We start from the raw sequence: 22802 nt of genomic DNA on the forward strand, positions 1-22802 counted from the left end.
CCGTTGGTGGATTCGGTACGGATCGAGCGATGGGTTCCCAGGAGCCGGATTTCACGTCACAGGTCGCCGACCTCAACAAGTACGGACAGGCGCTGAACAACTGCGAGTCCGTCGAGGAAGTCGTCTCGCTGAGCCTGGAGGCCGTGTCGCTGCTCTTTGGCTTTCCCTACACGACGTTCGTCGAGGTGCGCGACGGGGACCTCCGGGTCGTCCACAGTACCTACCCGGCGGTCTCGGCGGGTGACGAACCGCTCGCGGTGACCCACGAGGCCTTCGAGAGCGGCGAGACGACGATCAGGAGCGGCGAGGCCGCCGGCGAGGCCGAGGACGGCGTCGGCGCGACGCTGGCGGTGCCCGCGACCATCGCGAGCGACGTGGTGGCGATCATCGTCACTCGCTCGGTCGAGAACCAGGAGTTCGGCGACGAGGTCGTGCGGCCACTGGAGATCCTCTCGACCCACGCGGCGACGGCCATCGGTAACATCCGCTCGCGTGAGCGCCTCGAACGCGCTCGCCGAGACCTGGAGAAGCGCAAGGAGATGGTCGAGATGTACGACCGGCTCCTGCGTCACGACCTGGGCAACGACCTGCAGGTGATCTCGGCGTTCTCCGACGAGATCGCAGGGAACGTCGACGACGAGTGGAGCGACTACGCCGAACGCGTCCACCGGACCGCGGAGGGAGCGATGGACCTGATCCGACGCGTCGGCGACCTCGTCTCCACGCTAGAGCGACAGGACGAGCCGACGCCGCGGTCGCTCTCGGAGACCCTATCGGCGGTCGTCGCGGACGCGCGCGACCAGTACGAGGAACTGACGGTCGAGTTCGACGCCGAAGCCTTCGACGTGCGCGTCTACGGCGGCGATCTGCTCGATTCGGTGTTCACGAACGTCCTCACGAACGCCGCCGTCCACAACGAAGGCGAGGTCCACGTGCGTGTCCGACTCGCCGACGCCAGCGACGATCGTGTGACGGTCTCGATAGCGGACGACGGACGCGGGGTTCCCGACGACGTGGCCGACCGCCTGTTCGAGATGGGTGTCAAGAGCGAGGACAGCGACGGGACCGGGTTCGGCCTCGGCTTCGCGAAGGCGCTCACCGAGTCCTACGCTGGGGACATCGACGTGACAGAGAGCGAGCGCGGCGGGGCCGACTTCCGGATCACGCTGGATCGGGTGTGATCAGGCGTCGTCGGTAAGCCGACCGACGGCGTCGTTGATCTCGCCGACGCGCTCGGCCTGGGTGCCGGTCGCGGCCGCGATGTCGTCGGCGGCGGTCGACACGTCGCGGGCCCGTTGGACGGCCTCGTCGACCATGCTGGCGATCTCCTCGGCGCTGGCCGCCTGGCCGTCTGTGGCGTCCGAGACTTCGCGGATGCCCTGGGACGCTTCCGTGACGGCCTCGGCGATCTCTTCCAGGTCGGCCATCGCGGCCTCGACCGCTTCGATCCCCTCCTCGACGCGTTCGTTGGTTTCGGCCAGTCCCGCGACGGTCTCCTCGGTGTCGGCCTGGATCCGGTCGACCATAGCCTCGATCTCCGCGGCGTTCTCCTGTGATTCTTCGGCCAGATTCTTCACCTCGTCGGCGACGACGGCGAACCCTTCGCCGGCCTCGCCCGCGCGGGCGGCCTCGATGGAGGCGTTGAGCGCGAGGATGTTCGTCTGGTCGGCGATGTCGTCGATCACGTCGACGATCTCGTCGATCTCCCGGACACGCTCGCGCAGGTCGTCGAGGTCCTCGGCGACGGTGTCGGCGGACTCGCTCACGTCTTCCATCACGTCGATGGCCTCGCTGGCCGACTCCTGTCCGGTCTCGGCGCGTCGCTCGGCCTCGTCGCTGGTGGCTTTCACCTGATCGGCCGTCGACGCCAGTTCCTCGATTGTCGCGCTCATGTCGGAGATTTCGGCGGCGATGGTGTCCATGTTCTCGCTCTGTTCGGAGGTGAGCGCGTCGATATCGTCCGCGTTCTCCGATACCTGGTCGGCGGTCGCCGCCAGATCGGTCAGCGGTGCTTCGACTTCGTCGCTGACTTTCCGGGACTGCCGGCGTCTGCGCTCGGCCTCGCGCTCGGCCTGCTCGTTGGAGGAGTGGATGTAGGTGTCCATCGCTACCTGCTGGTCGAGGTTGATGATCTTCGTGAGCGCGAGCGTCCGCTCGACGACCTCGTCGACGGCGGCCTCGACCGCGGCCTCGACCTCGGCGTCACCGGCCGTCGTGGCGTTGTCCTTCGCCTGTTCGCCGATCTCGGAGAGGAGCCCACGGTAGTAGATCGAGTACGCGCCGAGATAGACGCGGGGACCGAGATCGAGCATATCGTGGAGCTTCCCGATCCGGGCGCGGCCCTCGAAGTAGTCCTGACCGTACTCACCCTGTCCGAGATCGAGGAGGTACTCACGCTGTGTCGTCTTCAACTGCTCGACGGTCTTGCTGGACCGGCCGAAGATCTCGACCGTCCGCTCGTAGTCAGTAAGGTGATCGTAGAACTCGTCGACGAGGTCGTCGGCACAGTCCTCGAAGAGCCCACGCATCCCCTCGAGTGTCGCGGCGGTGTCCGCGTCGAAGGCGGTAAACTCCTTGCGCCACTCGATCTCCGCCTCGTCGAGACCGATATCGGCGGCGAGACTGTCGCCGTCGACACCGCGTCGATCCGATTCCGTGATTTTATCCTCACCTGATACGTCACTGCCGGACTGCAGACTGTCGCTCATTACGCGGCCGGTTCACTTTCCCGAATAAATACGACACGGAGCAGTTATCACGCCTGATAGAACGATGGGGTCCGGCAGTCTTGGTAACACACCACATAATGACACAGACCGTATGATTCGGCTGAACTGTCGTCACCGGACCTCGAACGAGAGCCCGTCCCGGGCGAACCGTACGTCGCCGTCGTAGTGGTCGGCCAGTGAGTCCAGCATGGTCTCGTGGTTGCCCTCGGTGTGGGGGTAGAGGTGGGTGAGGTACACCCGGCCGATCTCGGCGTCAGTGCCCGCGAGTGCCTCCCCCAGCGAGGCCGGCGTCGGGTGGTTGGACACGTCCACGTCGTCGGGGAACGAACAGTCGTGGGCCACGACGGCCGCGCCGTCGAAGAAGTCGATCAGCTCGGGGAACGCCTCGCTGTCCCCGCTGTAGCCGAAGACCGGAGGTTCGATGTCGTCGCCACCGTCGTCGGGGTGCGAGAGTCGGTAGGCGAGACAGGGCATGGAGTGGCGGGTCGCCATCGCCTCGCCCGTGAAGCCGGCGACCTCGAAGGGATCGTCGGCGTCGACGCTTCGCAGAGTGAGGTCGATACGGTCCTGCATGTACTCGTGGACGGCGAGCAGGTCCTCGACGAGTTCGGGCGTTCCGGGCGGGCCGACGATCTCCAGGGACTCCGCACCCGCCAGCCAGCGGGCCTTCAGCAGGGGCAGGAGGTCCGCGACGTGATCGAGGTGGTGGTGGGTGAGGAGGACGGTATCGACTCCTTCGTACCCCACGTCCGCTGTAGCGAGGGCGTGGACCACGCCGCTCCCGCAATCGACCAGGAGACGGTCCCCCGCGGCTTCGAGCAGGATACCGGTCTGGAAGCGCTCGCCCGTCGGCATGGCACTCCCAGTTCCGAGGAAGGTGACGTGCATATCTGCTCGTCGGCACGCACGACAAAAAGGGCCGGGACCGAGCGCCGGGTGTGCCGGTCACAGCCGGCCTCAGAAGTCGACGGCACCGACCTCCAGTTCGTCGGCACACTCCGGACAGTTGAAGCGCTGTTCGTATCTGGAACACTGTTCGTGGATCGCGTCGCCACAGGCGTCACAGATCGTCGCCGCGTCCGACCCCACGTCGTCGTGGCAGACCGAACACCGTTTGTGAATGAGCATACTGAGGAACCTCGCCGACCGGTCGCATATCTATTCTAAACGATCATTAAGATTCGAGATCGTTCACGCGTGTGCCCGCCGTCGGTCTGGTGCGGCGACGGTTTCACTTTCACCGCGCGGTCCAAACCGACTTGTGAGCCTCGCCCTAAGGGCGGTCAGGATGGGAGAGCGCGAGCGACTGGCCGGAGAGTCCGTCGACTTCGATCCCGCAGCCGTCGAGATCGACGACGCCGACGTGCTGGATTCCCTCGAACCCGTGGTTCGTGAGTGGTGGGTCGAGCAGTTCGGCGAGTTCGTCCCGCAGAACGGCGGGTACTTCACGCCGCCACAGAAGGAGGCGATCCCGCTGATCCGTGAGGGGACCAACGCGCTCGTGGCCTCGCCGACGGGCAGTGGGAAGACGCTCTCGGCGTTTCTGAGCATCATCGACGAACTGTTTCGCCGGGACCGCACCGACGGCCTCGACAACAGCGTCTACTGTCTGTACGTCTCTCCGCTGAAGTCACTGGCCAACGACATCCACCGGAATCTGGAGGTTCCACTCGACGGGATCACCGAGAAACTCGACGAGCGCGGCGAGGACGTGGAGATCCGCCACGCGATCCGCCACGGCGACACGCCCGACAGCGAGCGCCAGAAGATGCTGGAGGAGACGCCACACATCCTCAACACCACGCCAGAGACGCTGGCGATCCTGCTCAACTCCCCGAAGTTCCGCGAGAAACTGAGGACTGTGGAGTACGTCGTCGTCGACGAGATCCACAGCCTCGCCGAGAACAAGCGCGGCACCCACCTCTCGGTCTCGCTGGAGCGACTGGAAGCGCTCGCCGAGACTTCGCCCACGCGGATCGGCTGTTCGGCGACGGTCGAGCCGCTGGACACGATGGCGGAGTTCCTGGTGGGCCGCGCCGAGCCCGGCGGTGACACCCGGGACTACGAGATCGTCGATACCCGCTTCGTCCGCGAGTTCGACGTGGAGTTGACCTGCCCGACCGACGACCTCATCAACACCCCGCGGGACCTGATCACCGACCGGTTCTACCGGGAACTCCACGATCTGATCGGGGACCACACGACGACGCTCGTGTTCACGAACACGCGGTCGGGGGCCGAGCGCGTCCTCCAGAACCTCCGGGAGCGCTACGAGGGCTACGACGAGACCAACTCGGGCTGTCACCACGGCAGCCTCTCGACCGAAGAGCGCCAGCGCGTCGAGGAGATGCTCAAAGACGGCGCGCTGGACGTGGTGACCACCTCGACCAGCCTCGAACTGGGAATCGACATGCCCGATCTGGACCTGGTGGTGCAGGTCGGCTCCCCGAAGTCCGTCGCCGCTCTGCTTCAGCGGGTCGGCCGGGCCGGCCACCAGCTGGGCGAGACCGTGACCGGACGCGTCGTGGCGCTAGATCGGGACGAACTCGTCGAGTGTGCGGTGATGTTAAAAAAAGCCGAGGAGGGGTTCGTCGACCGCGTGTTCATCCCCGAGAACGCCCAGGACGTAGCCGCCCAGCACGTCTACGGCATGGCGATCAACGGCCCCCGGCCCGAACGCGAGATCGAGGGGCTCCTCAGGCGAGCCTACCCCTACCGGGAGTACGACGACGAGGACTGGGACCAACTCATGCGGTACCTGACGGCCGATTACGACGGGCTCGAAGACCGGAACGTGTACGCGAAGGTGTGGCGCGACGAGAACGATCCGCCCGACGGGGAGTACCACTACGACGACTTCCCGGTCGGCGAACCGCTGATCGGGAAGCGCGGCCGCCTCGCGCGGGTCATCTACATGACCAACATCGGCACGATTCCGGACTCCTTTACCTGCGACGTGATCACCCGGAACGGCGACGAGTGGGTCGGCCAGCTGGACGAGGAGTATCTCGACACCCTCGAATCCGGCGACGTGTTCGTCCTCGGCGGGAGCAACTTCGAGTTCAAGTATCGACGGGGCTCGAAGGTGTACGTCGACCGGACGAGCGCGCGCCCGACCGTGCCGTCGTGGTTCTCCGAACGCCTCCCGCTCTCCTACGACCTGGGCCGGGAGATTCTGGCCTTCCAGCGGGACCTCGTTGATCGACTGACCGACCACGGGCCGGCGGCGGTCCGGCGCTGGCTCCGGGAGTTCCCGCTGTCGGACAACAGCGTGCGTGCCATCACGCGGATGTTCGAAGAGCAGGTGAAGTACGCCGGTCCCGAGAGCGTCAGCACGGACGGACGGCTCGTGATCGAGACCGAGATGGACCGGGAGTCCTACGAGCGGCACTACTACGTCCACTCGAACTACGGCCGGCGGTTCAACGACGGCCTCTCGCGTCTGCTGGCCTACCGCGTGGCACAGACGGCCAACGCCAACGTCCAGGTCGCCGTCGCCGATCACGGATTCACGCTGTCGATGCCGCTCAACCGGAAGGTCGACCTCGCGGGCCTGCTGGAAGACGTCGACCCGGCGGACGTGCGGAGCGATCTCAGGGCGAGTCTGGAGGGGACGGACCTTCTGAAACGGTACTTCAGAATCAACGCGACGCGTGCCCTGATGATCCTCAAGCGGTACAAGGGAACGGAGAAATCCGCGAGCCAGCAACAGGTCTCCAGTGACATGCTACTCGGATTCGCCGAGGACCTCCCGAACTTCGCCGTGATGGAGGAGACCTACCGGGAGATCCTGGCGGACAAACTCAACGTCGAGGCCATCGAGGACGTCCTCGGGGCCGTCCAGGCAGGCGAGGTCGAGGTCGTCACCCGGCGGGTCGAATCCCCGACGCCGCGGGCGTTCGGACTCGCGACGCTGATGGCCTCGGACGTGGTCCTCGCGGAAGACGAGAGTCAGGTCCTCCAGGAGTTTCACGAACGGGTCCTCGACGAGATCGGCGAGGAGCGGAGTGTGACGACCGGCGGGTGAGCGCGGTACCGTTCACGTCCGGTGACACCGACGGGCACCGGCCGGCTCAGAGCGGGGAAAGCGGACGCGACCCCGGCCGGTATCGGTGGCCCCCGGCAACGTCAGCCCGTCGACGTGTCGCGAAATCTCCGAGCAAGCTCGTAGAGGCACCGTCTGTTACCCCCGAGTGATGCAGCAAAGAGAAAACCAGGGCCGGTTCGTCGAGGAAGAAGCTCCCGACGGAACCGTCGTCATCTACGACTCCCGGAACACCCGCGCGTGGCTCCAGTCCGACGCATCCGTCGATCTCGGCCGCCGGACCTGACCGGTCGAAACCGGACCGTATCACGGAGAGCCAGCGATTCCCCGCGGATATTCCGGCGGGATAGGCGACCCGCGAAGCCGAACGGCCAACACGGCCGACACACGCCGGCCGAGTCGAGCGTCGTGGCCCCGTCAGCCGGACATGCTGTCTTCGGTCGTGGTGGCATCGGACATGCCGCCATCGTCCGTCATTCCGCCGTCACCCATCCCGCTCTCGGTCGTGCTGTCGTCCATCCCCCCACCGGACATCCCATCGTCGGTCATCTCGTCGTTCATTCCGTCCTCGGTCATTCCATCGTCCATCGTGTCCTCGTCCGGTCCGCCGTCCGACATGCCACCGTCTGACATCTCGCCGCCCTCGGTCATTCCGTCCTCGGTCGTCCCGCCATCCATCGTGTCCTCGTCGGTGTTCATGTTACCGTCCTCGTCCGTTGGCGTGCCGTCGTCCCCGCCACCGCTGTCGAGACAGCCAGCGAGCCCGGCCGCAGCGATGCCACCCGTCACCTGCACCATCCGCCGTCTCGTGAACCTGTCGTCCGTCATGTTGCAGTTCGACCGAAGACGTTTCAGCTAAAGATTATTTTTCAAGGTCGGTCCGAACTCCCTTTCGGATGGGGGCGGCGTCGATCCGAACTCTCTCTAGATTTCCCGCCCGTCGTCGCCAGTGACAGGGCAGAGACCGACACGGACGGTGCTTCCGGACCGATGGCGACCCGTGCCCTTCTCGGGTCCCGATCAGTTTCCGCTCTCGACCAGTAGCGTGTCCAGCGCGTCCGGAACCACCAGCACGTCACTGCCGGGGTCGACGGCATCCGCGACGGAGTCGCGGGCGTGCAGCAGACAGTCTTCGACGATTTCGGGATGCTGGCTGTCGGTCACGTACACGTCGTGGTCCCGGAGCGTCCGCGCGACGACGAACGCCCGCTGTGCGCCGGGTTCGTAGCCCGTCCGCATCTCGTCGTAGAGCGCGGCGGCGCTCTCGGCCCCGCTCAGCCGGTCGTAGAACCGGCGTTCGCCGGTCCCCGCCCCCGCACCTTCGGGGATCGCGGCCGGGATCACGACGCGCCCGCTCTCCCTGAGGGGGTTGCGGTCGCCCAGGACCACGTAGGTCGCGGCCCGCGTCGTCTGGTAGAGGTTGGCGTCTTTCGGCGCGCCGACGCCCGCGATCACGGCGTCGTAGTCTCGGCTTACCGGCACCGAGAGCGCCTCGCGGCCGACCGCGGCGAGGTCGCGGACGACGTTCCGAGTGTCGCCCGCGCTCGCCCCCAGAAAGCCTGACGGGCCGTGGGTCACGTTCAGACAGAAGTCCAGCCCGATCTCGTCGCCCGCGCGGTCGACGGCCGCCCGGAAGGGGTTACCTTCGACCCGACCGAGGCGAACACCCTCGTTCGCGAGCATCTCCGGGCCGTGGGTGTACCGGATCAGCGACTCGCTCCCGGCACCGATAGCGACCGTCTTGGCACCGCCGGAGAAGCCCGCGTACTGGTGGGGTTCGACCATCCCGGTCGAGACCACCAAGTCGGCCTCGGCGACGCATTCGTGGACCTCGACCGGACAGTCGTCGACGGTCCCGACCTGGACGGTCTCCGCTGGGTCGTGATTCGTCGCCAGATCGGCGTGGTCGCCCAGGCCCGCCTCGATCTCGTCGTCGGTCATCGGTCGGTGGAGGCCGAGGCCAAGCAGGACAGTGACCTGCTCGCGGGCGACGCCTGCTCGCCGGAGTTCCGAGAGCAGCACGTCCACGAGCACGTCGTCGGGCGTCGCGCGGGTCACGTCGGTCACGACGAGGGTCACGAGGTCGTCCGGGTCCGCAAGTCGGGCGAGTTCGGAGCCATGCGGGTCGGCCACGGCGCGCTCGGCCGCCGCTCGCACGTCGACCGCCTCGCCGCCCGGCGGCTCGGCGACGGTCACGTCGCAATCCGGGAGCGAGACCGAGACCTCCGAGTCGCCCAGCGGGAGCGTGAATGGCATGGACGAGTCTGGGTGGGTGAGCGAAAAGAGCTTACCGGCGTCACCGCGCCCACTCGACCATCCGGCCGTAGACCGGATCGGTGCCGAGCGCGTCGGCGTCGCCCACGAGGACGAGGGCCTTCTTCGCCCGCGTCAGGGCGACGTTGATCCGGCGGTAGTCCTCGAAGATGGGACCGTCGAGGGTGTCGGTCGCCACGAAGGAAACGACGATCACCGCCTTCGAGGACCCCTGGAACCGATCCACGGTGTCGACGGTCACGCCGGCCGGCGCGCGCTTGTTGATCTCCGCGACCTGCGCGCGGTAGGGCGCGATGACGCCGATCTCCTCCGGCGGCACGCCCGCGTCGACGTAGGACTGGACGGTCCCGACCACCGCCGCGGCCTCCACCGGGTTGGTGTTGCCCCGCGCCTGCCCGTCGGGGTCGACGAACGCCACCGAATCCCGGAGGTTCGGGGGGAGCGCGTCGGTCTCGACCCCCGCGAGGTCGTCGATGCGCTGGCTCGCCACCTCGCCGGTCGCGGGGCGCAACTGTCCGTCGTAGAACTCTCGGGAGGCGAACGCCTGGATGCGCTGGGACATCCGATACTGGCGGCCGAGCATGACGCCCGCATCGGGATATTGCTCGATCAGCCGCTCGAACAGCGAGGTCTGCAGGGGGGCGGCCGCCCCACCCTCGTCGTCGTCAGCGGCCTGAACCACCGGCGGGAGTTGCTGGTGGTCGCCGACGAGGACGGATTTGTCGGCCAGCGAGACCGCCGCCAGCGTCGCCGGTTCGGTCAGCTGGCCGGCCTCGTCGACCAGCGCCACGTCGAAGGACTGCTCGCGCATCACCGTCGATCCACACGAGGCCGTCGTCGCCGCGACGACCGAGGCGTCCCGGAGTCGCCCGGCAAGTTCCTGTGGGTCGCCGCTGTCGGGCAGGCGGTACGCCTGCATGTCCGGCCGGACGCCCGTCTCGGTACCCATCCGGACGATGTCCTCGAATCCCTGGTCTTCGAGGGCCTCGATGGCGTTGTCGACCGCGCGGTTGGTGAACGCCGTCAGGAGGACGCGCTCGCCGCGTTCCACGAGGGCGCGAACGGTCCGGGCGAGGGTGTAGGTCTTCCCGGTGCCGGGCGGGCCGTGGATCAGGGCCACGTCCTCTGCCCGGACCGCCAGCGAGACCGCCTCGTTCTGAGCCTCGTTGTTGTCGATGTAGACGGTGTCGTCCTCGCCGAACTCCGGCTCGCGGCGGCCGAACAGGACCGCCTTCTTCTCCGGGGACTGCTTGAGGACGGCGTCGTGGAGCGCGGTGAGCATCCGGTCGGTGCCGATCTCTGAGGGGTACACGTCCAGCCGCCGCAACTCGACCGGTTCGTCCGTGGTGACGACGACCTCCTCCCCGAGTTCCTCCACCCGGGCCAGCTCCGTCCGGCCGCGGACCGGGTGCCCGTCGCTGGCCAGCACCACGTCGCCCTCCCGAATTTTCGAGACCGCACTGGTCCCCTGCGCCCGGAGTTCCCAGCGACCGCCGTCGCGCTCGGTCTGACCGATGGGTTCGAGATCGATCAGCGCCCGGTCGTCTTCGGCCCGTTCCTCGCCACTCTGTCGCCAGAGCTTCGTGTACTCGCGGTGGACGGCCCGGCGCTCGGCCTCGATGGCCCGGTAGAACCGGTCGAAGTACTCGCGTTCGTCCTCGGGGATCGGACTGCCGACCTGTCCGGCCTTCGATTCCTGGTCGAGCCGGCCCGAGACGGCCATGCAGGTGTCCTGCTCGAAGCAGTACTCGCACTTCGCGTCGGCCTCGAAGCCCGTCGGCACGCTCACGTCGTGTTCCATCGCTGCGATCTCGTTCCGGGTGCGGACGACGAACTTCAGGAGGCCGGGGCCGAGCGAGAACTCCTTGGCCGGCGAGAGATCGCCGGTTTCCTCGGTCCGCTCGACGGCGGCGTTCTTGGTGTAGAGCAGGGTTCCGGTGTCGGGGGCCTCGTCGGCGTGGTCGCCGTCCGGAACGCTCCTCTGACCACCATCCGTGGCGGTCTCCGCACCGCCGTCCGCGACGGCCTGCTCACCGAGCAGGAGTGCGTAACAGGCCGCCTGGATCTTGTCCTGGAATCTGGGTTCGCGCTTGGTGTTTTTCCCGGTCTTGAGTTCGACCGGTCCGCCACGGCGAACGGCGTCGGCTCGCCCTTTCAGGCCGTACGTTTCGCTGACGAGCGTCTGCTCGGAGCGCCACTCGTTCTCCACGGGGCTGAAGCCCCGTTCCGAACTGTCGGCGGCTGAAGCCGCCCCGTCCGTGTCGGTAAGCGTCCCTTGCCGGAGCCAGCCCTCGATGGCGCTGGCGTGATCTCTGACCTCGGCGGCGACGGCCTCGGGGTCTTTGTCCAGCAGGCCGAGTTCGAGACCGGCCTCGGCGACGCGTTCGTCGATAGCGTCGTCGAGGTCCCGGCCACGGAGGAGGTCGCCGAACACCTCGTGGACGATAGTCCCCTTGACGACTGGGTAGGCTAGTTCCAGCCCGGAGAGTTTGTTGAGGTAGTACATCCGGGGACACTGCACCCACGAGCGCACGTCGGTCACGTCCACGAGGAAGCCAGGTTCGACGACGACCATCGACTCCCGTTGGGTGGCGTACTGGATCTCGCCACGGAACTCGTCTTCCTCGACGTTGGTCACGAGCAGTTCCATCCCGGGGTCGAGGTAGTCGGTGGTCTCGGTCCACTTCCCCCAGAGCGTGACCGTCACGGCCTCGGCCTGCCCGCTGTCGGGCCGCATCCGAACTTCAGCGAGGTCACTGGTCCCGCGACTGGTCTCCACAGTTCGGATGTCCCCGACCTCGACGACCGGTCCGCGGAGTTGCACTTGTGGGGGAACCGGCCGAGCGAACAAAAGCCCTCCCCTCGACGGCCCGGCGATGGACGAGTCGCTCTCGGTACGCTCGACTTACTGCGGGGACGGACCGGCCCTACGACTAGAGGGTCTCGGGGTCGCGGAAGGTGTCGTCGACGGGCGGCGCGCCGATGGCCAGCACCAGCCCCTCGTCGTCACCGAGGTACTCGTGGCCGTGTCCGACCTCCGGGCCGGCGGCGTAGGCCGTCCCCGGGCCGATGGTCCGGGTCTCGGGGTCGTCGGGGTCGCCCAGCGTCACCTCGAACTCACCCTCTAGCACGTAGAACACTTCCTCCTGTTCCCGGTGGGCGTGAAACGCCGTGTTGTCACCGGGTTCGTAGCGCCACACGTTGAGGTGACTCTCTTCGAGACCCAGCGCCGCGGTGAGCTGTTTGTGCCCGGCCGGGAACTGATCGATCCCCGCCATCTCGATCTCGTCGACATCGTCCAGATCCACCACCTCGTACTCCATACGACTCCGGCCGACCCCGGTCGGCTTGAAACCGACGGAGGATCGGCCAGGCTTTTTATTACCCGACTGCTATCCCGAATCATGCGACGGGCTCGACGGGTGGTCACGGCGGGTGTGCTGGCGGTGTTGCTGGTGCTGGCGGGCTGTAGCGGCCCCAGCGGCGACTTCGGCGGCGACCCGACGCCGCTCCCGACGCCGGACCTCGACGACGAGGACGGGACGCCGACGCCGCCGGCGGTAACGCCCGCGCCCCCGTCGAGCGCCGACACGGAGCGCGGCCGAGCCTTCCTCGAGGGACTGTCGACCTCGCAGTTCCCCGTCCGGTCGGTCACGACGGCAAACGGCGCGTTCCGGGTGACGTACGTCTCGAACGACGGCCGCCTGCTCCGGGATGCGTACGTCCTGGGGCTGGCCTACGGCGGGACGGTCAACCGGACCTGGCGGAACGACTCGACCTGGGCCGCCACCAAGATGGACGCGCTGGCGGTCGGTGCCGACGGTGGGGCGCTCGCCCGCTACCGGATGCCCGCGTCGTGGCCGCTGCAGTACTTCCGGGGGACGATCTCGGCGGAAACCTTCAGTTCGCGACTCCGAGCCACGCTCGAGCGGACTGGCTCGGACGGGCAGTATCCGGAGCGAAGCGGACAGTTGACCGACTTCTACAACACGGCCGACCGGACGGCGGTGAACGTCGCCGGCGCGTCGACCCGCAACCGGACCGTCTTCATGACCGTGCGTGCGCCGGCCGCCGACCGCGAGCGCCTGCGCTCGGCGCTCTCCGAAGTCGTCGCGGCGTACGGGTCGGCGACGGCCGACTGGGAGACGGCGGCGCTGGAACTTTCGATCCGGGACCGCGACGGCGAGTTCGTGGGCTGGTACCGGGCCGACGCGGACTTCGCGGCGAACGTCTCGGCTGGCGAGGCCGACGTGACCCTCGCCGAGCGACGCTTTCTGGCAGAGGGCGGGCGACTCCTCGGGTGATCCGGCGGTGCGAGCCAGCTGCTATCGACACGTTTTCGGCGGCCGAGGCCCACGAATCGAGTAGCTATGCGCGTCAGAGACTGGCAGGACATCCTCGAGGACGTCGTGGAGAGCGACGCGGACCCGGGTGGGTGGCGGGCCGTGGGTGGCGACCGCGCCGACGGCATCGGTGAGGACCTGTACGTCGGCCACCCTGACGCCGCCGTCTACCAGCTCAAGACCTACGCGAAGAATCCGTTCGAGGTCCAGGGCGTCGGGACCCGCGTCGCCCGGCGCATCGACGAGGACCTCGACGACCTGTTCCCGAGCGAGGATTCGGGCCGCTTCGGCGTCCAGCAACCAATCGAGGAGGACGACGCAGAGGACAAAGTCTCCGAACTGGAGGAAGTCCTGAAGGCACACGCCGACGCTCCGACGACTCCGGACGCGCTGTTCGACGACGTGATGGAGACGCTAGACAGCCCCGCCTTCGGTCCCGCGGACATCGAGTTCGACGACCGGCCCGGTGAACTCGACGACCTCTCGGCGACCTTCGAGGAGGCCGAGGAACTGCTCGACGCGGAACTGGACGATCTGGTCGAAGACACCGTGAGCCGCGGGTTCGAGTAGTCAGCGGCCGATCGAGCGGAGATAGCTTAGATATCCCGCATCACCGCACAGCCGTCGCTGGCCCCCGTCTCGACCTCGGCACCGGAGAACCACCAGGTTGCGGTAGCGCTCACGACGCCACTCCCCGCTCCGTACACGGACGTTCCCCGGGCGCTCCCAGCTGCATCCGCCTGTCCCTCGGAAATAAAATTCCCGACAGGTAGTGCGGAACGGTATTTTTTCGGTTTGGTGTTTTTACAGCGGTAGCGAGGCGAAAGCCCACCCCTTCAGGGGTGGGATAAAGCCGACAACTGGGAATCTCTCCACGCCCATAGCCACGGCTGGGGTTAGATGTCTAAGTAACATCTTTAGGTGAGCAACTTCTATATGCTGACGATGCCTCGTGGGTTCGACAGGGAACGTACCAACATCCACAAACTCCAGTACCACTTCATCTGGTGTCCGAAGTACCGCAAATCGGTGCTTGAGGGTGAGGTACGTGACCGTCTCGAAGAACTCATCGAGGAGAAGGCCGACGAACTCGACCTCGAAATCTTGGAGTTGGCGATTCGCCCCGACCACGTACACTTGTTCATCACGGGCGACCCGACACTCGCGCCGAACAAGATAATGCAACAGGTCAAGGGCTACTCCTCGCGCCACCTCCGCGACGAGTTCGACTTCGGCCTCCCCTCACTGTGGACGCGCTCGTACTTCGTCTCAACTGCGGGTGACGTATCCAGCGAAGTCATCGAGGAGTACATCGACGCCCAGGCAGGTGAGTAGTTATGCAACGGACCGTCTCAACCACGGTGCGGGTCAAACTCCACTCGCTGACCAACAGGAAAGCCGACCTGCTCGCCCGTGAGTACGAGGCGTTCCAGACCGAGGTACACGGTGGAGACGCCACCCTCTACTCCGCGACCGACCAGCAGGCATCGAAAGTCCAGCGACAGAAAGACCCGAACCCCGACACCGAACAGCCCGTCGTCCTCCGCAACGACGTGTTCGACGTCGCTCACGACGAAGACACCGTTCTCTCGTCGTGGTGGGTCAAAGTTCCCGTCTACGACCCCGAGCGCGGACGGGGCAACTCCATCTGGTGTCCCGCCTACGTCCCACACAAGGACGAACAACTCGTCCGTGAGGGCGATGTTCGGGACAGTGAACTGGTGCGCCGTGACGGTGACTGGTACGTTCATCTCGTCGTGAAGCGGTCTGTGACCGTCCAAGACGAGTACGACGACGTGCTGGCTATCGACATGGGCGCACGGTGGGTCGCTACCTGCGCGTTCCTCTCTGACCGCAAAACCATGTTCTACGGCGAGGAAGTGCGTCGTATCCGCGAACACTACAAGCAATTGCGGAAGTCCATCGGGAAAGCAAAACCCCGACAGGGACAGCAAGTGGTCGAGCGTATCGGGGACGCGGAAGCGCGGAAGGTGGACGACCGCCTCCACAAGATTGCTCGCCAAATCGTGGAAGACGCCGAAGAACGGAACGCAATCATCGTCGTGGGCGACCTCGGCGGGATTCGCAAGGACAACGACAAAGGGCGGTACGTCAACGACAAGACCCACAAGATGCCGTTCGCCCGCCTGCTCAACTACATCGAGTACAAAGCCTACGACGCAGGCATCGGCGTGCAATTGGTCGAAGAGTACGATACGTCGAAGACGTGCAACCGCTGTGCTTGCGAGGGCATCCGTGAGACGCAGGGGCGGTTTGAGTGTCCCGAGTGTGGGCTGGACGACAACGCCGACAAGAACGGTGCGCTGAATATTGGCAAACGAGCCTTGGGCAAGTTCTCGAAACCGCTGTCCGAGGCGGGGGCCGTACTGGCACGGCCCGAAACGCAGGTCATCGTCCCACGCGACGACGAACCTGCGAACCTCTCCGTATCCGTGGGTTCAACCCCCAGTGGGGGAACCCCACGGCTTTAGCCGTGGGAGGAGGTCAGGCGACACACGACGGCGTGTCCGTCCCGATTGCGGGTGCGGTGACGTGGCACCTTCCGGACGGGGAATTCCATGCCTGGCAGGGCCGCGTGATCGACATTGCGTCCCGGTGATCAGGCCAGGATCGTACTCTCTCCGAGGTACTGGTCTTCCCACTCGCGGCGTGCTTCGAGTTCGCGGCGACCCCGTTTGGTGACGTTGTAGACGTTCGTCCGGCGGTCTTTCTTCCCTTTCTCGACGAGGCCTTTCTCGACAAGGGTGTCGAGGTTCGGGTAGAGCCGGCCGTGATGGATCTCGCCCTCGTAGTACTCCTCGAGGGCGTCCTTGATTGCGAGCCCGTGCGGTTCGTCGTACCCGGCGATGACGTACAGCAGATCACGCTGGAATCCAGTCAGATCGTACACACATCGTTATACCTACCTGATTAAATTAAATCTATCGTCTGTCGGAAAGTTTCGCCGTCCCTGCCGGACGCAGCGTCGCAGTTTCGGGGGCCGCCGAACGGACTCACTCGCCAGTGATCGTGCCCGAAGACTGGGCAGTCGAGTCGGCCCTCGAGCCGAGGCCGAGAACCTCGGGCCCCGGGACCGAACGGTTCGCGAGGGTGTCGCGGCCGTAGAGCAGGACCACGAGAACGACGAGTGCGACCAGCGGAATCGCGCCGGTGATCTCCGTGAGGAAGGTCAGCCACGGGTCGGGCACGCCGCCGGGAGCCAGCACGGCCATGCCCGCGGGGTGGTGATCAGCAGGAAGGCCGCGATGCGGTGGCGGTCGGTCCACGAAGGGACGGCCCCGGTCATCGCCACCCACCCCCGCTCGGCCAGTTGCTCATGCGGGGGTATGTGATCAGTTGGCTGATAGACGTGTCGCTGTGACTGGGGTGGCATCCAGCCCGAAACCTGGAACTGAAGTCCGGGCACCGCCACCACACTGCCATGGACGCCGCCGACACGATCCGGTCGTACTACGACGCGCTCCGGGCCGGTGAGCCGCTGGGCCCCTTCTTCGCCGACGAGCAGTCGGGCGACGGCCCGGTCGTCAAATTCGGTATCTCGGAGCGACTGGTCGGGACCGACGAGATACGGCAGGGGTTGCGCGAACAGACCGCGACGACCGTCGACTGGGCAGTCGAGAGTACCGCCCTTCGAACGACCGAACGGGAGCGCCACGCCTGGTTCAGCGACGCGGTGGACATGAGCTGGACCGACACCGAGCGAGAGATCCGCTACGAATTCGAGACGCGCTGGAGCGGGACGCTCGAACGCCGCGACAGGGCGGGAGCGCCGGAGGACGCGCCCGGGGACTGGCAGTTCGTTGGGATGCACGTCAGCACGGCGGGTGAGATCTGATGGTCGGCCCGGTGTCGAACGACGAACGCCAGTCGTTCACTCGGCGGCTGAAGATCGGATTCGTCGTCCTCGTCGGCGTGTCGGCAGGGCTGATCACGCTTCAGGGCGATCCAACTCCTGTCGTCCTCGCTGGGGCCGTCGTGGGCGGGCTCTTTGCGGGCACGTTGCTCGTGCAGTTCGCCATTCCCAGCGCGGATAGCTTCCGCGACCAGAACGCCCCCGAGCGGGGGTCGGAGTCGGAAGGACATCTGGAACGGCGCTTCGAGAGCGAGGAGCGCGACCAGCGACCGAGGGAGAAGCGCAACCAGTAGTCAGCGGACGCGGTCGAGCCACGCGCCCGGGTCGTCGAGTTCGGTATCCGTCGGCAGGTTCTCGGGCCGCTCCCAGACCGCCGAGGCACCCTCGACACCGCGCTCGTCGGCCACGGCTTCGAAGAACTGCTTGCCACGTTCGTACTGGCGACGCTTCATGCCCAGCCCCAGCAGGCGGCGCACGAGTTGCGAGACGGGGCCACGCCCCTGTCGGCGCTCGTCGAGTTTCCGTCGCAGGTCGGCATACTCCCCGTCGAAGGCCCGATCCATCACGAGCTCTGCGTAGCCCTCGACGGCAGTCATCGTGGTGTCGAGACTCCCCAGCGCCTCCCGGTCGAGACTGCCCTCGCCGAGGGCGTCGACCGCGCGTTCGAGGTCGGCCTCCAACTGGTCGGCGAGCCACGGAGCGGCTCCGAACTCTGCGGCGTGGGAGACCTCGTGGAACGCGATCCAGCGGCGGAACCGTGGCTCCGGTACGTCGAGCATCGTCGCCACCTTGCTGATGTTGGGGTGGACGAAGTACAGCGAGTGGGCGTCGTTCTCGGCGAGCAAGAGGGGGTCGTACTGCCCGAGGACGTTGTTGCCGAGGAAGGCGAGCGCGATGGACATCGTGCCGGTGTTGACCATGCGAGCCATGCCTGGAATCAGCCCGACCTGCTCGCCCAGCGGGGCCATGACGCGCCGGAAGGTGTCGATGTTGGCGTCGATCCAGTGATGGCGGTTCTGTATTTCGATGGACTCGGGCACGTCGAAGTCGATGGCGGCGACCTCCCGGATGCGGCCGCGCGCCTCGCGCACGTCGTCGGCGTACCCCTCCTGTTTCTCGGTCGAGAGTGCGATAGAACCAGGCTCGGTCGACGCCTTGGCCGCCTCGGCGACTGCGGTCCAGTCGACCGGACCCGTTCCGGAGGCTCCCGTGACCGCCTGGACGCTACGAAAGAGACCCATACTCCGGTCAAGAGGGGACCGGTAAAAAGGTCTTCTCCCGAAGGCCGTCGGGACTCACCCGTACGGAGTGGCTCTCCGTGGACTCCGGCGCCGACTGCCATTTGTCGTCGTGTTGACCGTCAGCGCCGAACTCCGATGCCCACCACGAGCCGGTCACCCGAGCAACCCGAGTGATTCGAGCTCCGAACCGATAGTTTCCAGCGCCATAGGTGCGTCCGACGGATCCGTGCCGCCGGTAACGACGACCTTGCCCGATCCGAACAGGAGCATCGCGACGTCCGGATCGTCGAGTCGGTAGACCAGCCCCGGAAACTGTTCAGGTTCGTACTCGACCGCCTGGAGGCCAAGCCCGATGGCGATGGCGTTGAGATTTAGCGCCTCTCCGAGATCCCCGGATGAGACGATGTTCTGAACCGTGATCGACGGCTCCTCCGGTGTCGGGATCTCGAGTGTCTCGAACTCCGTAAAGAGGATCTCGACGCAATCACGGGCTGCGTCGACGCTTGCCGCACCAGTACAGACGACCTTCCCCGACCGAAATACGAGTGCGACCGCGTCGGGTTCGTCCGTCTGATAGACGATGCCCGGAAACGCTTCGGGGTCGTAATCAACCCCGTCCAGGTCCAGCGCGACGCTTTCGAGGTCGAGTTCTCGCCCCACATCTGTCGACGCGACGACGTTCTCGACGGAGACCGATTGTTGAAGTGACATTATCGTGGCTCGTCGAATTCAGTAGAACTCCCGGACGAGATCCATCGCCTCGTCGGGCGCGCCGTCGGGGATGTCCGCCATGGAGTCGGTCAGCCCTTCACGCTCGTCGAAGGGCACCGAGCCCTCGTCCTGGTAGATCACGCCCTGGTACTCCTTGTCGGCGTCCAGAATCTTCCCCTTGGCGTCGTCGTAGTCGGTGGGGTCGTGGTCGGCCTCGCCGAGGTCGACGATGGTGTCCCGGAAGTAGTCGTAGGTGTCCACGTCGTTGAACGTGACACACGGCGAGTAGACGTTGACGAAGCCGAACCCGTCGTGTTCGACTGCTTTCTGAACGATCTCGGTGTGGCGCTGGGAGTCCGAGCTAAAGGACTGGGCGATGAACGTCCCGCCCGCCGCCAGCGCCAGCGCCAGCGGGTTGACCGGAGGCTGTTTCGGCCCGTCGGGCGAGGTCGCGGTCTCGAAGTCCTCACGCGAGGTCGGCGAGGCCTGGCCCTTGGTCAGGCCGTAGATGCGGTTGTCCATGACGACGTAGGTCATGTCGACGTTCCGGCGCACCGCGTGGATGAAGTGGCCCGCACCGATCGAGTAGCCGTCGCCGTCCCCGCCGGCGACCATCACTTCCAGGTTGGGGTTGGCCAGCTTCGTCCCGATGCCCACGGGCAGTGCGCGACCGTGGACACCGTGGAGCGCGTAGCTGTGCATGTAGGTGCCGATCTTCCCCGAACACCCGATCCCGGCGACGACGAACGTGTCGTCCGGGGAGTTGCCGGTGTTGGCCAGCGCTTTCATCATGCCGTTCATCGTCCCGAAGTCACCGCATCCGGGACACCACGTGGGCTGCTTGTCGGATTTGAAGTCCGTGAATCTGATCTCGGAGCTCATCGGGTCAGTGAACACCTCCGGTCTGGCGGGCGGATTCGTGATTCGGCGGCGCGATACTCGTCGTGGTCGTCTGTCCCGTGGTTCGGTCTACAGTCATCGTTTCGAGTTCTCGATTTTCGCAGCTTCGACGTCTTCGACTCCCCGGCGTTCGATTTCGGCCGCGACCGCCGGCGGAAGTTGCTCGAACGTTTCGTCCAGCTGTGGATCGACCGACGTGCCGTCGACTTTGATCGCGGTCAGTTTGCCGCGCGTGCCGTGTGCGGCGACCTCGAATTCGAACGGACGGTCACGTTCGTCGGTTGCGTGGACCCAGACTTTCGAGAGGCCGTTGGCGCTCTCCCAGTGGACGCTGTTTACGACGGTGAGTGTGCCGGCAGGCGGAACGCACGACGATCCACACGCCGTACACCGGGCCGGATGTGGTGACATCCCGAGGTACTCGTAGTGGGTCCCGCACCGGTAGCATTGTAGTGGTATCAGCATCGGCGATCGGTCTCCGGACACGCTAGAGTCGCCCCGCGCGTCCCGGATCGACGTCGATGGCGTCGACCGGGCAAACGTCGACACAGAGCATGCAGTCGATGCACTGCTCCTCTTTGACCGGGTCGGCCTTGATCTCGCTCTCGGGGTGGTCGGGCGTGTCGACCCACTCGAACACGTCGACCGGGCAGTCCTCCAGACACGCGCCGTCGGCGATGCAGATGTCGAAGTCCACGGCCACGTGCGTGCCGTGGATCCCCAGTTGCTCCGGTTCGTCGACCGGACCCCAGACTCGGTGGTCCTCGTGTTCGTCGGCGACGTCGCGGTTCTCCTCGAATTTTGGATCGATTGCCATCGTGTGTCCTCTGAAACTTGATCAGTCGAGACCGGTCACTACCCGAGCGAGCCCTCCATCTCCAGTTCGATGAGCCGGTTCATTTCCACCGCGTACTCGATGGGCAGTTCCTCCGTGAGCGGTTCGATGAAGCCAGCGACGATCATCTGCTTGGCGTCGTCGTCGTCCAGCCCACGTGATTCGAGGTAGAACACGTCCTCGTCGCCGATCTTTCCGACCGTCGCCTCGTGGGCCACGTCGACCTTGTTCTCCTGGATCTCCATGTACGGCATCGTGTCGCTGGTCGACTCGTTGTCGAACATCAGCGCGTCACACTCCACCGACGTGGAGGAGTTCTCCGCGCCGTCTGCCATGTGGACCAGGCCGCGGTAGTTCGTCCGGCCGCCGTCTTTCGAGATCGACTTGGACTCGATAGTCGACTTCGTGTCCGGCGCGTTGTGGTAGACCTTCGCGCCGGTGTCGATGTTCTGGCCTTCGCCAGCCATCGCGATCGTGATGTGGTTGTCCGTCGCGCCCGGGCCCTTCAGGATCGTCGACGGGTACAGCATCGTCGCCTTCGACCCCATCGACCCCGACACCCACTCCATCGTCGCGTCCTTTTCAGCGATGGCGCGCTTGGTGTTGAGGTTGTAGGTGTTCTTCGACCAGTTCTGCACCGTCGAGTACTGGACGTGGGCGTTCTCCTTGACGAACACTTCGACCCCGCCGCTGTGCAGATTGAACGCCGAGTACTTCGGCGCCGAACAGCCCTCGATGTAGTGGACTTCGGAGTTCTCCTCGGCGACGATCAGCGTGTGCTCGAACTGGCCCATCCCGTCGGAGTTCATCCGGAAGTACGCCTGCACGGGCATGTCGACGTTTGTGTCTTCGGGGACGTAGACGAACGACCCGCCCGACCAGATCGCGCCGTGCAGCGCCGCGAACTTGTTATCGCTGGGCGGCACCGCCTTGGTCATGAAGTACTCTTTGACGATCTCTTCGTGCTCCTGGACGGCCTTGTCCATGTCACAGAAGATGACGCCTTTCTCCTCCCAGCGCTCCTGCATGTTCTGGTAGACGATCTCCGATTCGTACTGGGCACCCACGCCCGAGAGGGCGTTCTTTTCGGCCTCGGGAATGCCCAGTTTGTCGAAGGTGTCCTGGATCTCGTCGGGGAGGTCCTCCCAATTCTCGGCGCCCCCGCGCGTCTCGATGTCCGGGCGGATGTAGGGAACGATTTCGTCGACGTCGACCTCGCTCAGGTCGGGCGCGCCCGGCCAGTCGTCGGGCATCGGCATCTCCTGGAACTGCTCGAGCGCACGGAGTCGCCGGTCGAGCATCCACTGCGGTTCGTCCTTGTCCTCACTGATGACACGGATGGTCTCCTCGGTGAGGCCCTTCTCTGCCTCGAAAGCCGAGTTCTCCTCTTTCTTGAACTCGAAGCGCTTCTCCGTGTCCGTCTCTCTGAGATGGTCTTGATCTGAACTCATACTTCGTGGTTTGGGTCGAGACGTGAAAAGTCTAGGTAACGGAAAGGGGATTTCGTAACTGATCATGGTTACCTTTTGGTAACGAAAAAATATACTCACGATCGGCGGATGGTAGTCGCTGTCCGGTGTCGCGAGCGGTGGTCGGGCGCTGGTTGCTCGAGCGCACGGGAACGGACTACGGGAGACGTGTAACCGAAAGTGTCCACGACTCTGTCCGGGGTCGTTGGTTTCACCGTAGGAGCGACAGAACTTGCGGGCGAGTAGATATCCGGACTGAGAGAACGCGAGTTTTGATCGACGACGGCGGCCAGCCGGTCAGGCGGTGGCGAAGGCGTGGATGTACGTCGACTCCAGACGGGCCGAAATCAGGCGGCGATACCGTACAGAAGTGCAGAGAGG

At 65.7% G+C, this 22802-nt stretch carries 24 protein-coding genes; 9 read left to right on the forward strand and 15 right to left on the reverse strand.

The genetic code is table 11. From position 1 onward, the window contains the following. Positions 1-29 precede the first annotated feature (29 nt). Positions 30-1181, forward strand: a complete 1152-nt coding sequence (locus MU521_RS10920) for a sensor histidine kinase (RefSeq protein WP_092692243.1) — start codon at positions 30-32, stop codon at positions 1179-1181. Here the strand turns inward: MU521_RS10920 and MU521_RS10925 are convergent, their stop codons facing one another. The 3 genes from MU521_RS10925 to MU521_RS10935 form a co-directional block, all read right to left on the reverse strand. Next, the gene (locus MU521_RS10925) at positions 1182-2708 is read right to left on the reverse strand and encodes a globin-coupled sensor protein (protein ID WP_139171113.1); all 1527 of its coding nucleotides are present in this window, start codon (positions 2706-2708) and stop codon (positions 1182-1184) included. A 132-nt stretch (positions 2709-2840) separates the two neighbouring features. Continuing rightward, the gene (locus MU521_RS10930) at positions 2841-3617 is read right to left on the reverse strand and encodes an MBL fold metallo-hydrolase (RefSeq protein ID WP_092692240.1); all 777 of its coding nucleotides are present in this window, start codon (positions 3615-3617) and stop codon (positions 2841-2843) included. Positions 3618-3686: 69 nt separating this feature from the next. Then, positions 3687-3857, reverse strand: a complete 171-nt coding sequence (locus MU521_RS10935; RefSeq protein WP_175452857.1) for a hypothetical protein — start codon at positions 3855-3857, stop codon at positions 3687-3689. Between the two features lie 160 nt (positions 3858-4017). Here MU521_RS10935 and MU521_RS10940 point away from each other — a divergent pair, with 160 nt between their 5' ends. Both MU521_RS10940 and MU521_RS21460 read left to right on the forward strand, forming a co-directional pair. Next, on the forward strand, positions 4018-6756 hold the full coding sequence (locus MU521_RS10940) for an ATP-dependent helicase (RefSeq protein ID WP_092692237.1): 2739 nt from the start codon (positions 4018-4020) through the stop codon (positions 6754-6756). A 169-nt stretch (positions 6757-6925) separates the two neighbouring features. After that, complete coding sequence (locus tag MU521_RS21460; RefSeq protein ID WP_281187043.1) at positions 6926-7060, forward strand: DUF7331 family protein; 135 nt, start codon at positions 6926-6928, stop codon at positions 7058-7060. Positions 7061-7191: 131 nt separating this feature from the next. Here the strand turns inward: MU521_RS21460 and MU521_RS10945 are convergent, their stop codons facing one another. The 4 genes from MU521_RS10945 to MU521_RS10960 all read right to left on the reverse strand — a co-directional run bounded on the left by MU521_RS10945 (position 7192) and on the right by MU521_RS10960 (position 12371). Further along, the gene (locus MU521_RS10945) at positions 7192-7602 is read right to left on the reverse strand and encodes a midas domain-containing protein (RefSeq protein ID WP_092692234.1); all 411 of its coding nucleotides are present in this window, start codon (positions 7600-7602) and stop codon (positions 7192-7194) included. 192 nt (positions 7603-7794) lie between these two features. Beyond that, on the reverse strand, positions 7795-9030 hold the full coding sequence (locus MU521_RS10950) for a lactate racemase domain-containing protein (RefSeq protein ID WP_092692232.1): 1236 nt from the start codon (positions 9028-9030) through the stop codon (positions 7795-7797). Positions 9031-9070: 40 nt separating this feature from the next. Continuing rightward, positions 9071-11872, reverse strand: a complete 2802-nt coding sequence (locus tag MU521_RS10955; protein WP_092692229.1) for an AAA domain-containing protein — start codon at positions 11870-11872, stop codon at positions 9071-9073. 109 nt (positions 11873-11981) lie between these two features. Further along, positions 11982-12371, reverse strand: a complete 390-nt coding sequence (locus tag MU521_RS10960; RefSeq protein ID WP_092692226.1) for a cupin domain-containing protein — start codon at positions 12369-12371, stop codon at positions 11982-11984. Positions 12372-12452: 81 nt separating this feature from the next. Between MU521_RS10960 and MU521_RS10965 the strand changes: the two genes are divergently transcribed. The 4 genes from MU521_RS10965 to MU521_RS10980 all read left to right on the forward strand — a co-directional run bounded on the left by MU521_RS10965 (position 12453) and on the right by MU521_RS10980 (position 15883). Beyond that, positions 12453-13352 carry a DUF8159 domain-containing protein gene (locus MU521_RS10965; RefSeq protein WP_092692223.1) on the forward strand — a complete coding sequence of 300 codons (900 nt, stop codon included), beginning with the start codon at positions 12453-12455 and terminating at the stop codon, positions 13350-13352. Between the two features lie 66 nt (positions 13353-13418). Next, positions 13419-13961 (forward strand): hypothetical protein, encoded by a 543-nt coding sequence (locus tag MU521_RS10970; protein ID WP_092692221.1) that lies wholly within the window; start codon positions 13419-13421, stop codon positions 13959-13961. Positions 13962-14336: 375 nt separating this feature from the next. Then, positions 14337-14726, forward strand: a complete 390-nt coding sequence (tnpA, locus tag MU521_RS10975; protein ID WP_092692665.1) for an IS200/IS605 family transposase — start codon at positions 14337-14339, stop codon at positions 14724-14726. Positions 14727-14728: 2 nt separating this feature from the next. Then, complete coding sequence (locus tag MU521_RS10980) at positions 14729-15883, forward strand: RNA-guided endonuclease InsQ/TnpB family protein (protein ID WP_092692218.1); 1155 nt, start codon at positions 14729-14731, stop codon at positions 15881-15883. A gap of 128 nt (positions 15884-16011) precedes the next feature. On the opposite strand, the gene MU521_RS10985 is transcribed toward MU521_RS10980, so the two are convergent. Beyond that, on the reverse strand, positions 16012-16302 hold the full coding sequence (locus MU521_RS10985) for a PadR family transcriptional regulator (RefSeq protein WP_092692215.1): 291 nt from the start codon (positions 16300-16302) through the stop codon (positions 16012-16014). 103 nt (positions 16303-16405) lie between these two features. Further along, entirely contained in the window at positions 16406-16678 is a 273-nt protein-coding gene (locus MU521_RS10990; RefSeq protein WP_139171112.1) for a hypothetical protein, read from the reverse strand. A 155-nt stretch (positions 16679-16833) separates the two neighbouring features. On the opposite strand from MU521_RS10990, the gene MU521_RS10995 reads away from it, so the two are divergent. After that, positions 16834-17247 (forward strand): nuclear transport factor 2 family protein, encoded by a 414-nt coding sequence (locus tag MU521_RS10995; protein WP_092692210.1) that lies wholly within the window; start codon positions 16834-16836, stop codon positions 17245-17247. Next, complete coding sequence (locus MU521_RS11000; RefSeq protein WP_092692208.1) at positions 17247-17558, forward strand: DUF8527 family protein; 312 nt, start codon at positions 17247-17249, stop codon at positions 17556-17558. The genes MU521_RS10995 and MU521_RS11000 overlap by 1 nt, the downstream gene beginning before the upstream one ends. Here MU521_RS11000 and MU521_RS11005 read toward each other — a convergent pair whose 3' ends face one another. From MU521_RS11005 to sufB, 6 genes are all read right to left on the reverse strand, one after another. Continuing rightward, on the reverse strand, positions 17559-18506 hold the full coding sequence (locus MU521_RS11005) for a zinc-dependent metalloprotease (protein WP_092692205.1): 948 nt from the start codon (positions 18504-18506) through the stop codon (positions 17559-17561). Between the two features lie 153 nt (positions 18507-18659). Further along, complete coding sequence (locus tag MU521_RS11010) at positions 18660-19217, reverse strand: TATA-box-binding protein (RefSeq protein ID WP_284731908.1); 558 nt, start codon at positions 19215-19217, stop codon at positions 18660-18662. Between the two features lie 18 nt (positions 19218-19235). Then, positions 19236-20099 (reverse strand): 2-oxoacid:ferredoxin oxidoreductase subunit beta, encoded by an 864-nt coding sequence (locus tag MU521_RS11015; RefSeq protein ID WP_092692663.1) that lies wholly within the window; start codon positions 20097-20099, stop codon positions 19236-19238. A gap of 93 nt (positions 20100-20192) precedes the next feature. Continuing rightward, a complete protein-coding gene (locus tag MU521_RS11020) occupies positions 20193-20582 on the reverse strand; it encodes a hypothetical protein (RefSeq protein WP_092692198.1) in 390 nt (129 codons plus the stop codon). A 22-nt stretch (positions 20583-20604) separates the two neighbouring features. Further along, complete coding sequence (locus MU521_RS11025) at positions 20605-20934, reverse strand: 4Fe-4S dicluster domain-containing protein (RefSeq protein WP_092692195.1); 330 nt, start codon at positions 20932-20934, stop codon at positions 20605-20607. A 38-nt stretch (positions 20935-20972) separates the two neighbouring features. Continuing rightward, on the reverse strand, positions 20973-22403 hold the full coding sequence (gene sufB, locus MU521_RS11030; RefSeq protein WP_250864794.1) for a Fe-S cluster assembly protein SufB: 1431 nt from the start codon (positions 22401-22403) through the stop codon (positions 20973-20975). Positions 22404-22802: the final 399 nt, after the last annotated feature.

This window comes from Halorientalis regularis (assembly GCF_023698535.1).
Taxonomy (GTDB): Archaea; Halobacteriota; Halobacteria; order Halobacteriales; family Haloarculaceae; genus Halorientalis; species Halorientalis regularis.

Bases quoted from the DNA above. Each gene is read 5' to 3' on its own strand.
- MU521_RS10920 (WP_092692243.1), top strand. From the start codon at position 30: ATGGGTTCCCAGGAGCCGGATTTCACGTCACAGGTCGCCGACCTCAAC.
- MU521_RS10925 (WP_139171113.1), bottom strand. From the start codon at position 2,708: ATGAGCGACAGTCTGCAGTCCGGCAGTGACGTATCAGGTGAGGATAAA.
- MU521_RS10930 (WP_092692240.1), bottom strand. From the start codon at position 3,617: ATGCACGTCACCTTCCTCGGAACTGGGAGTGCCATGCCGACGGGCGAG.
- MU521_RS10935 (WP_175452857.1), bottom strand. From the start codon at position 3,857: ATGCTCATTCACAAACGGTGTTCGGTCTGCCACGACGACGTGGGGTCG.
- MU521_RS10940 (WP_092692237.1), top strand. From the start codon at position 4,018: ATGGGAGAGCGCGAGCGACTGGCCGGAGAGTCCGTCGACTTCGATCCC.
- MU521_RS21460 (WP_281187043.1), top strand. From the start codon at position 6,926: ATGCAGCAAAGAGAAAACCAGGGCCGGTTCGTCGAGGAAGAAGCTCCC.
- MU521_RS10945 (WP_092692234.1), bottom strand. From the start codon at position 7,602: ATGACGGACGACAGGTTCACGAGACGGCGGATGGTGCAGGTGACGGGT.
- MU521_RS10950 (WP_092692232.1), bottom strand. From the start codon at position 9,030: ATGCCATTCACGCTCCCGCTGGGCGACTCGGAGGTCTCGGTCTCGCTC.
- MU521_RS10960 (WP_092692226.1), bottom strand. From the start codon at position 12,371: ATGGAGTACGAGGTGGTGGATCTGGACGATGTCGACGAGATCGAGATG.
- MU521_RS10965 (WP_092692223.1), top strand. From the start codon at position 12,453: ATGCGACGGGCTCGACGGGTGGTCACGGCGGGTGTGCTGGCGGTGTTG.
- MU521_RS10970 (WP_092692221.1), top strand. From the start codon at position 13,419: ATGCGCGTCAGAGACTGGCAGGACATCCTCGAGGACGTCGTGGAGAGC.
- tnpA (WP_092692665.1), top strand. From the start codon at position 14,337: ATGCCTCGTGGGTTCGACAGGGAACGTACCAACATCCACAAACTCCAG.
- MU521_RS10980 (WP_092692218.1), top strand. From the start codon at position 14,729: ATGCAACGGACCGTCTCAACCACGGTGCGGGTCAAACTCCACTCGCTG.
- MU521_RS10995 (WP_092692210.1), top strand. From the start codon at position 16,834: ATGGACGCCGCCGACACGATCCGGTCGTACTACGACGCGCTCCGGGCC.
- MU521_RS11000 (WP_092692208.1), top strand. From the start codon at position 17,247: ATGGTCGGCCCGGTGTCGAACGACGAACGCCAGTCGTTCACTCGGCGG.
- MU521_RS11005 (WP_092692205.1), bottom strand. From the start codon at position 18,506: ATGGGTCTCTTTCGTAGCGTCCAGGCGGTCACGGGAGCCTCCGGAACG.
- MU521_RS11010 (WP_284731908.1), bottom strand. From the start codon at position 19,217: ATGTCACTTCAACAATCGGTCTCCGTCGAGAACGTCGTCGCGTCGACA.
- MU521_RS11015 (WP_092692663.1), bottom strand. From the start codon at position 20,099: ATGAGCTCCGAGATCAGATTCACGGACTTCAAATCCGACAAGCAGCCC.
- MU521_RS11020 (WP_092692198.1), bottom strand. From the start codon at position 20,582: ATGCTGATACCACTACAATGCTACCGGTGCGGGACCCACTACGAGTAC.
- MU521_RS11025 (WP_092692195.1), bottom strand. From the start codon at position 20,934: ATGGCAATCGATCCAAAATTCGAGGAGAACCGCGACGTCGCCGACGAA.
- sufB (WP_250864794.1), bottom strand. From the start codon at position 22,403: ATGAGTTCAGATCAAGACCATCTCAGAGAGACGGACACGGAGAAGCGC.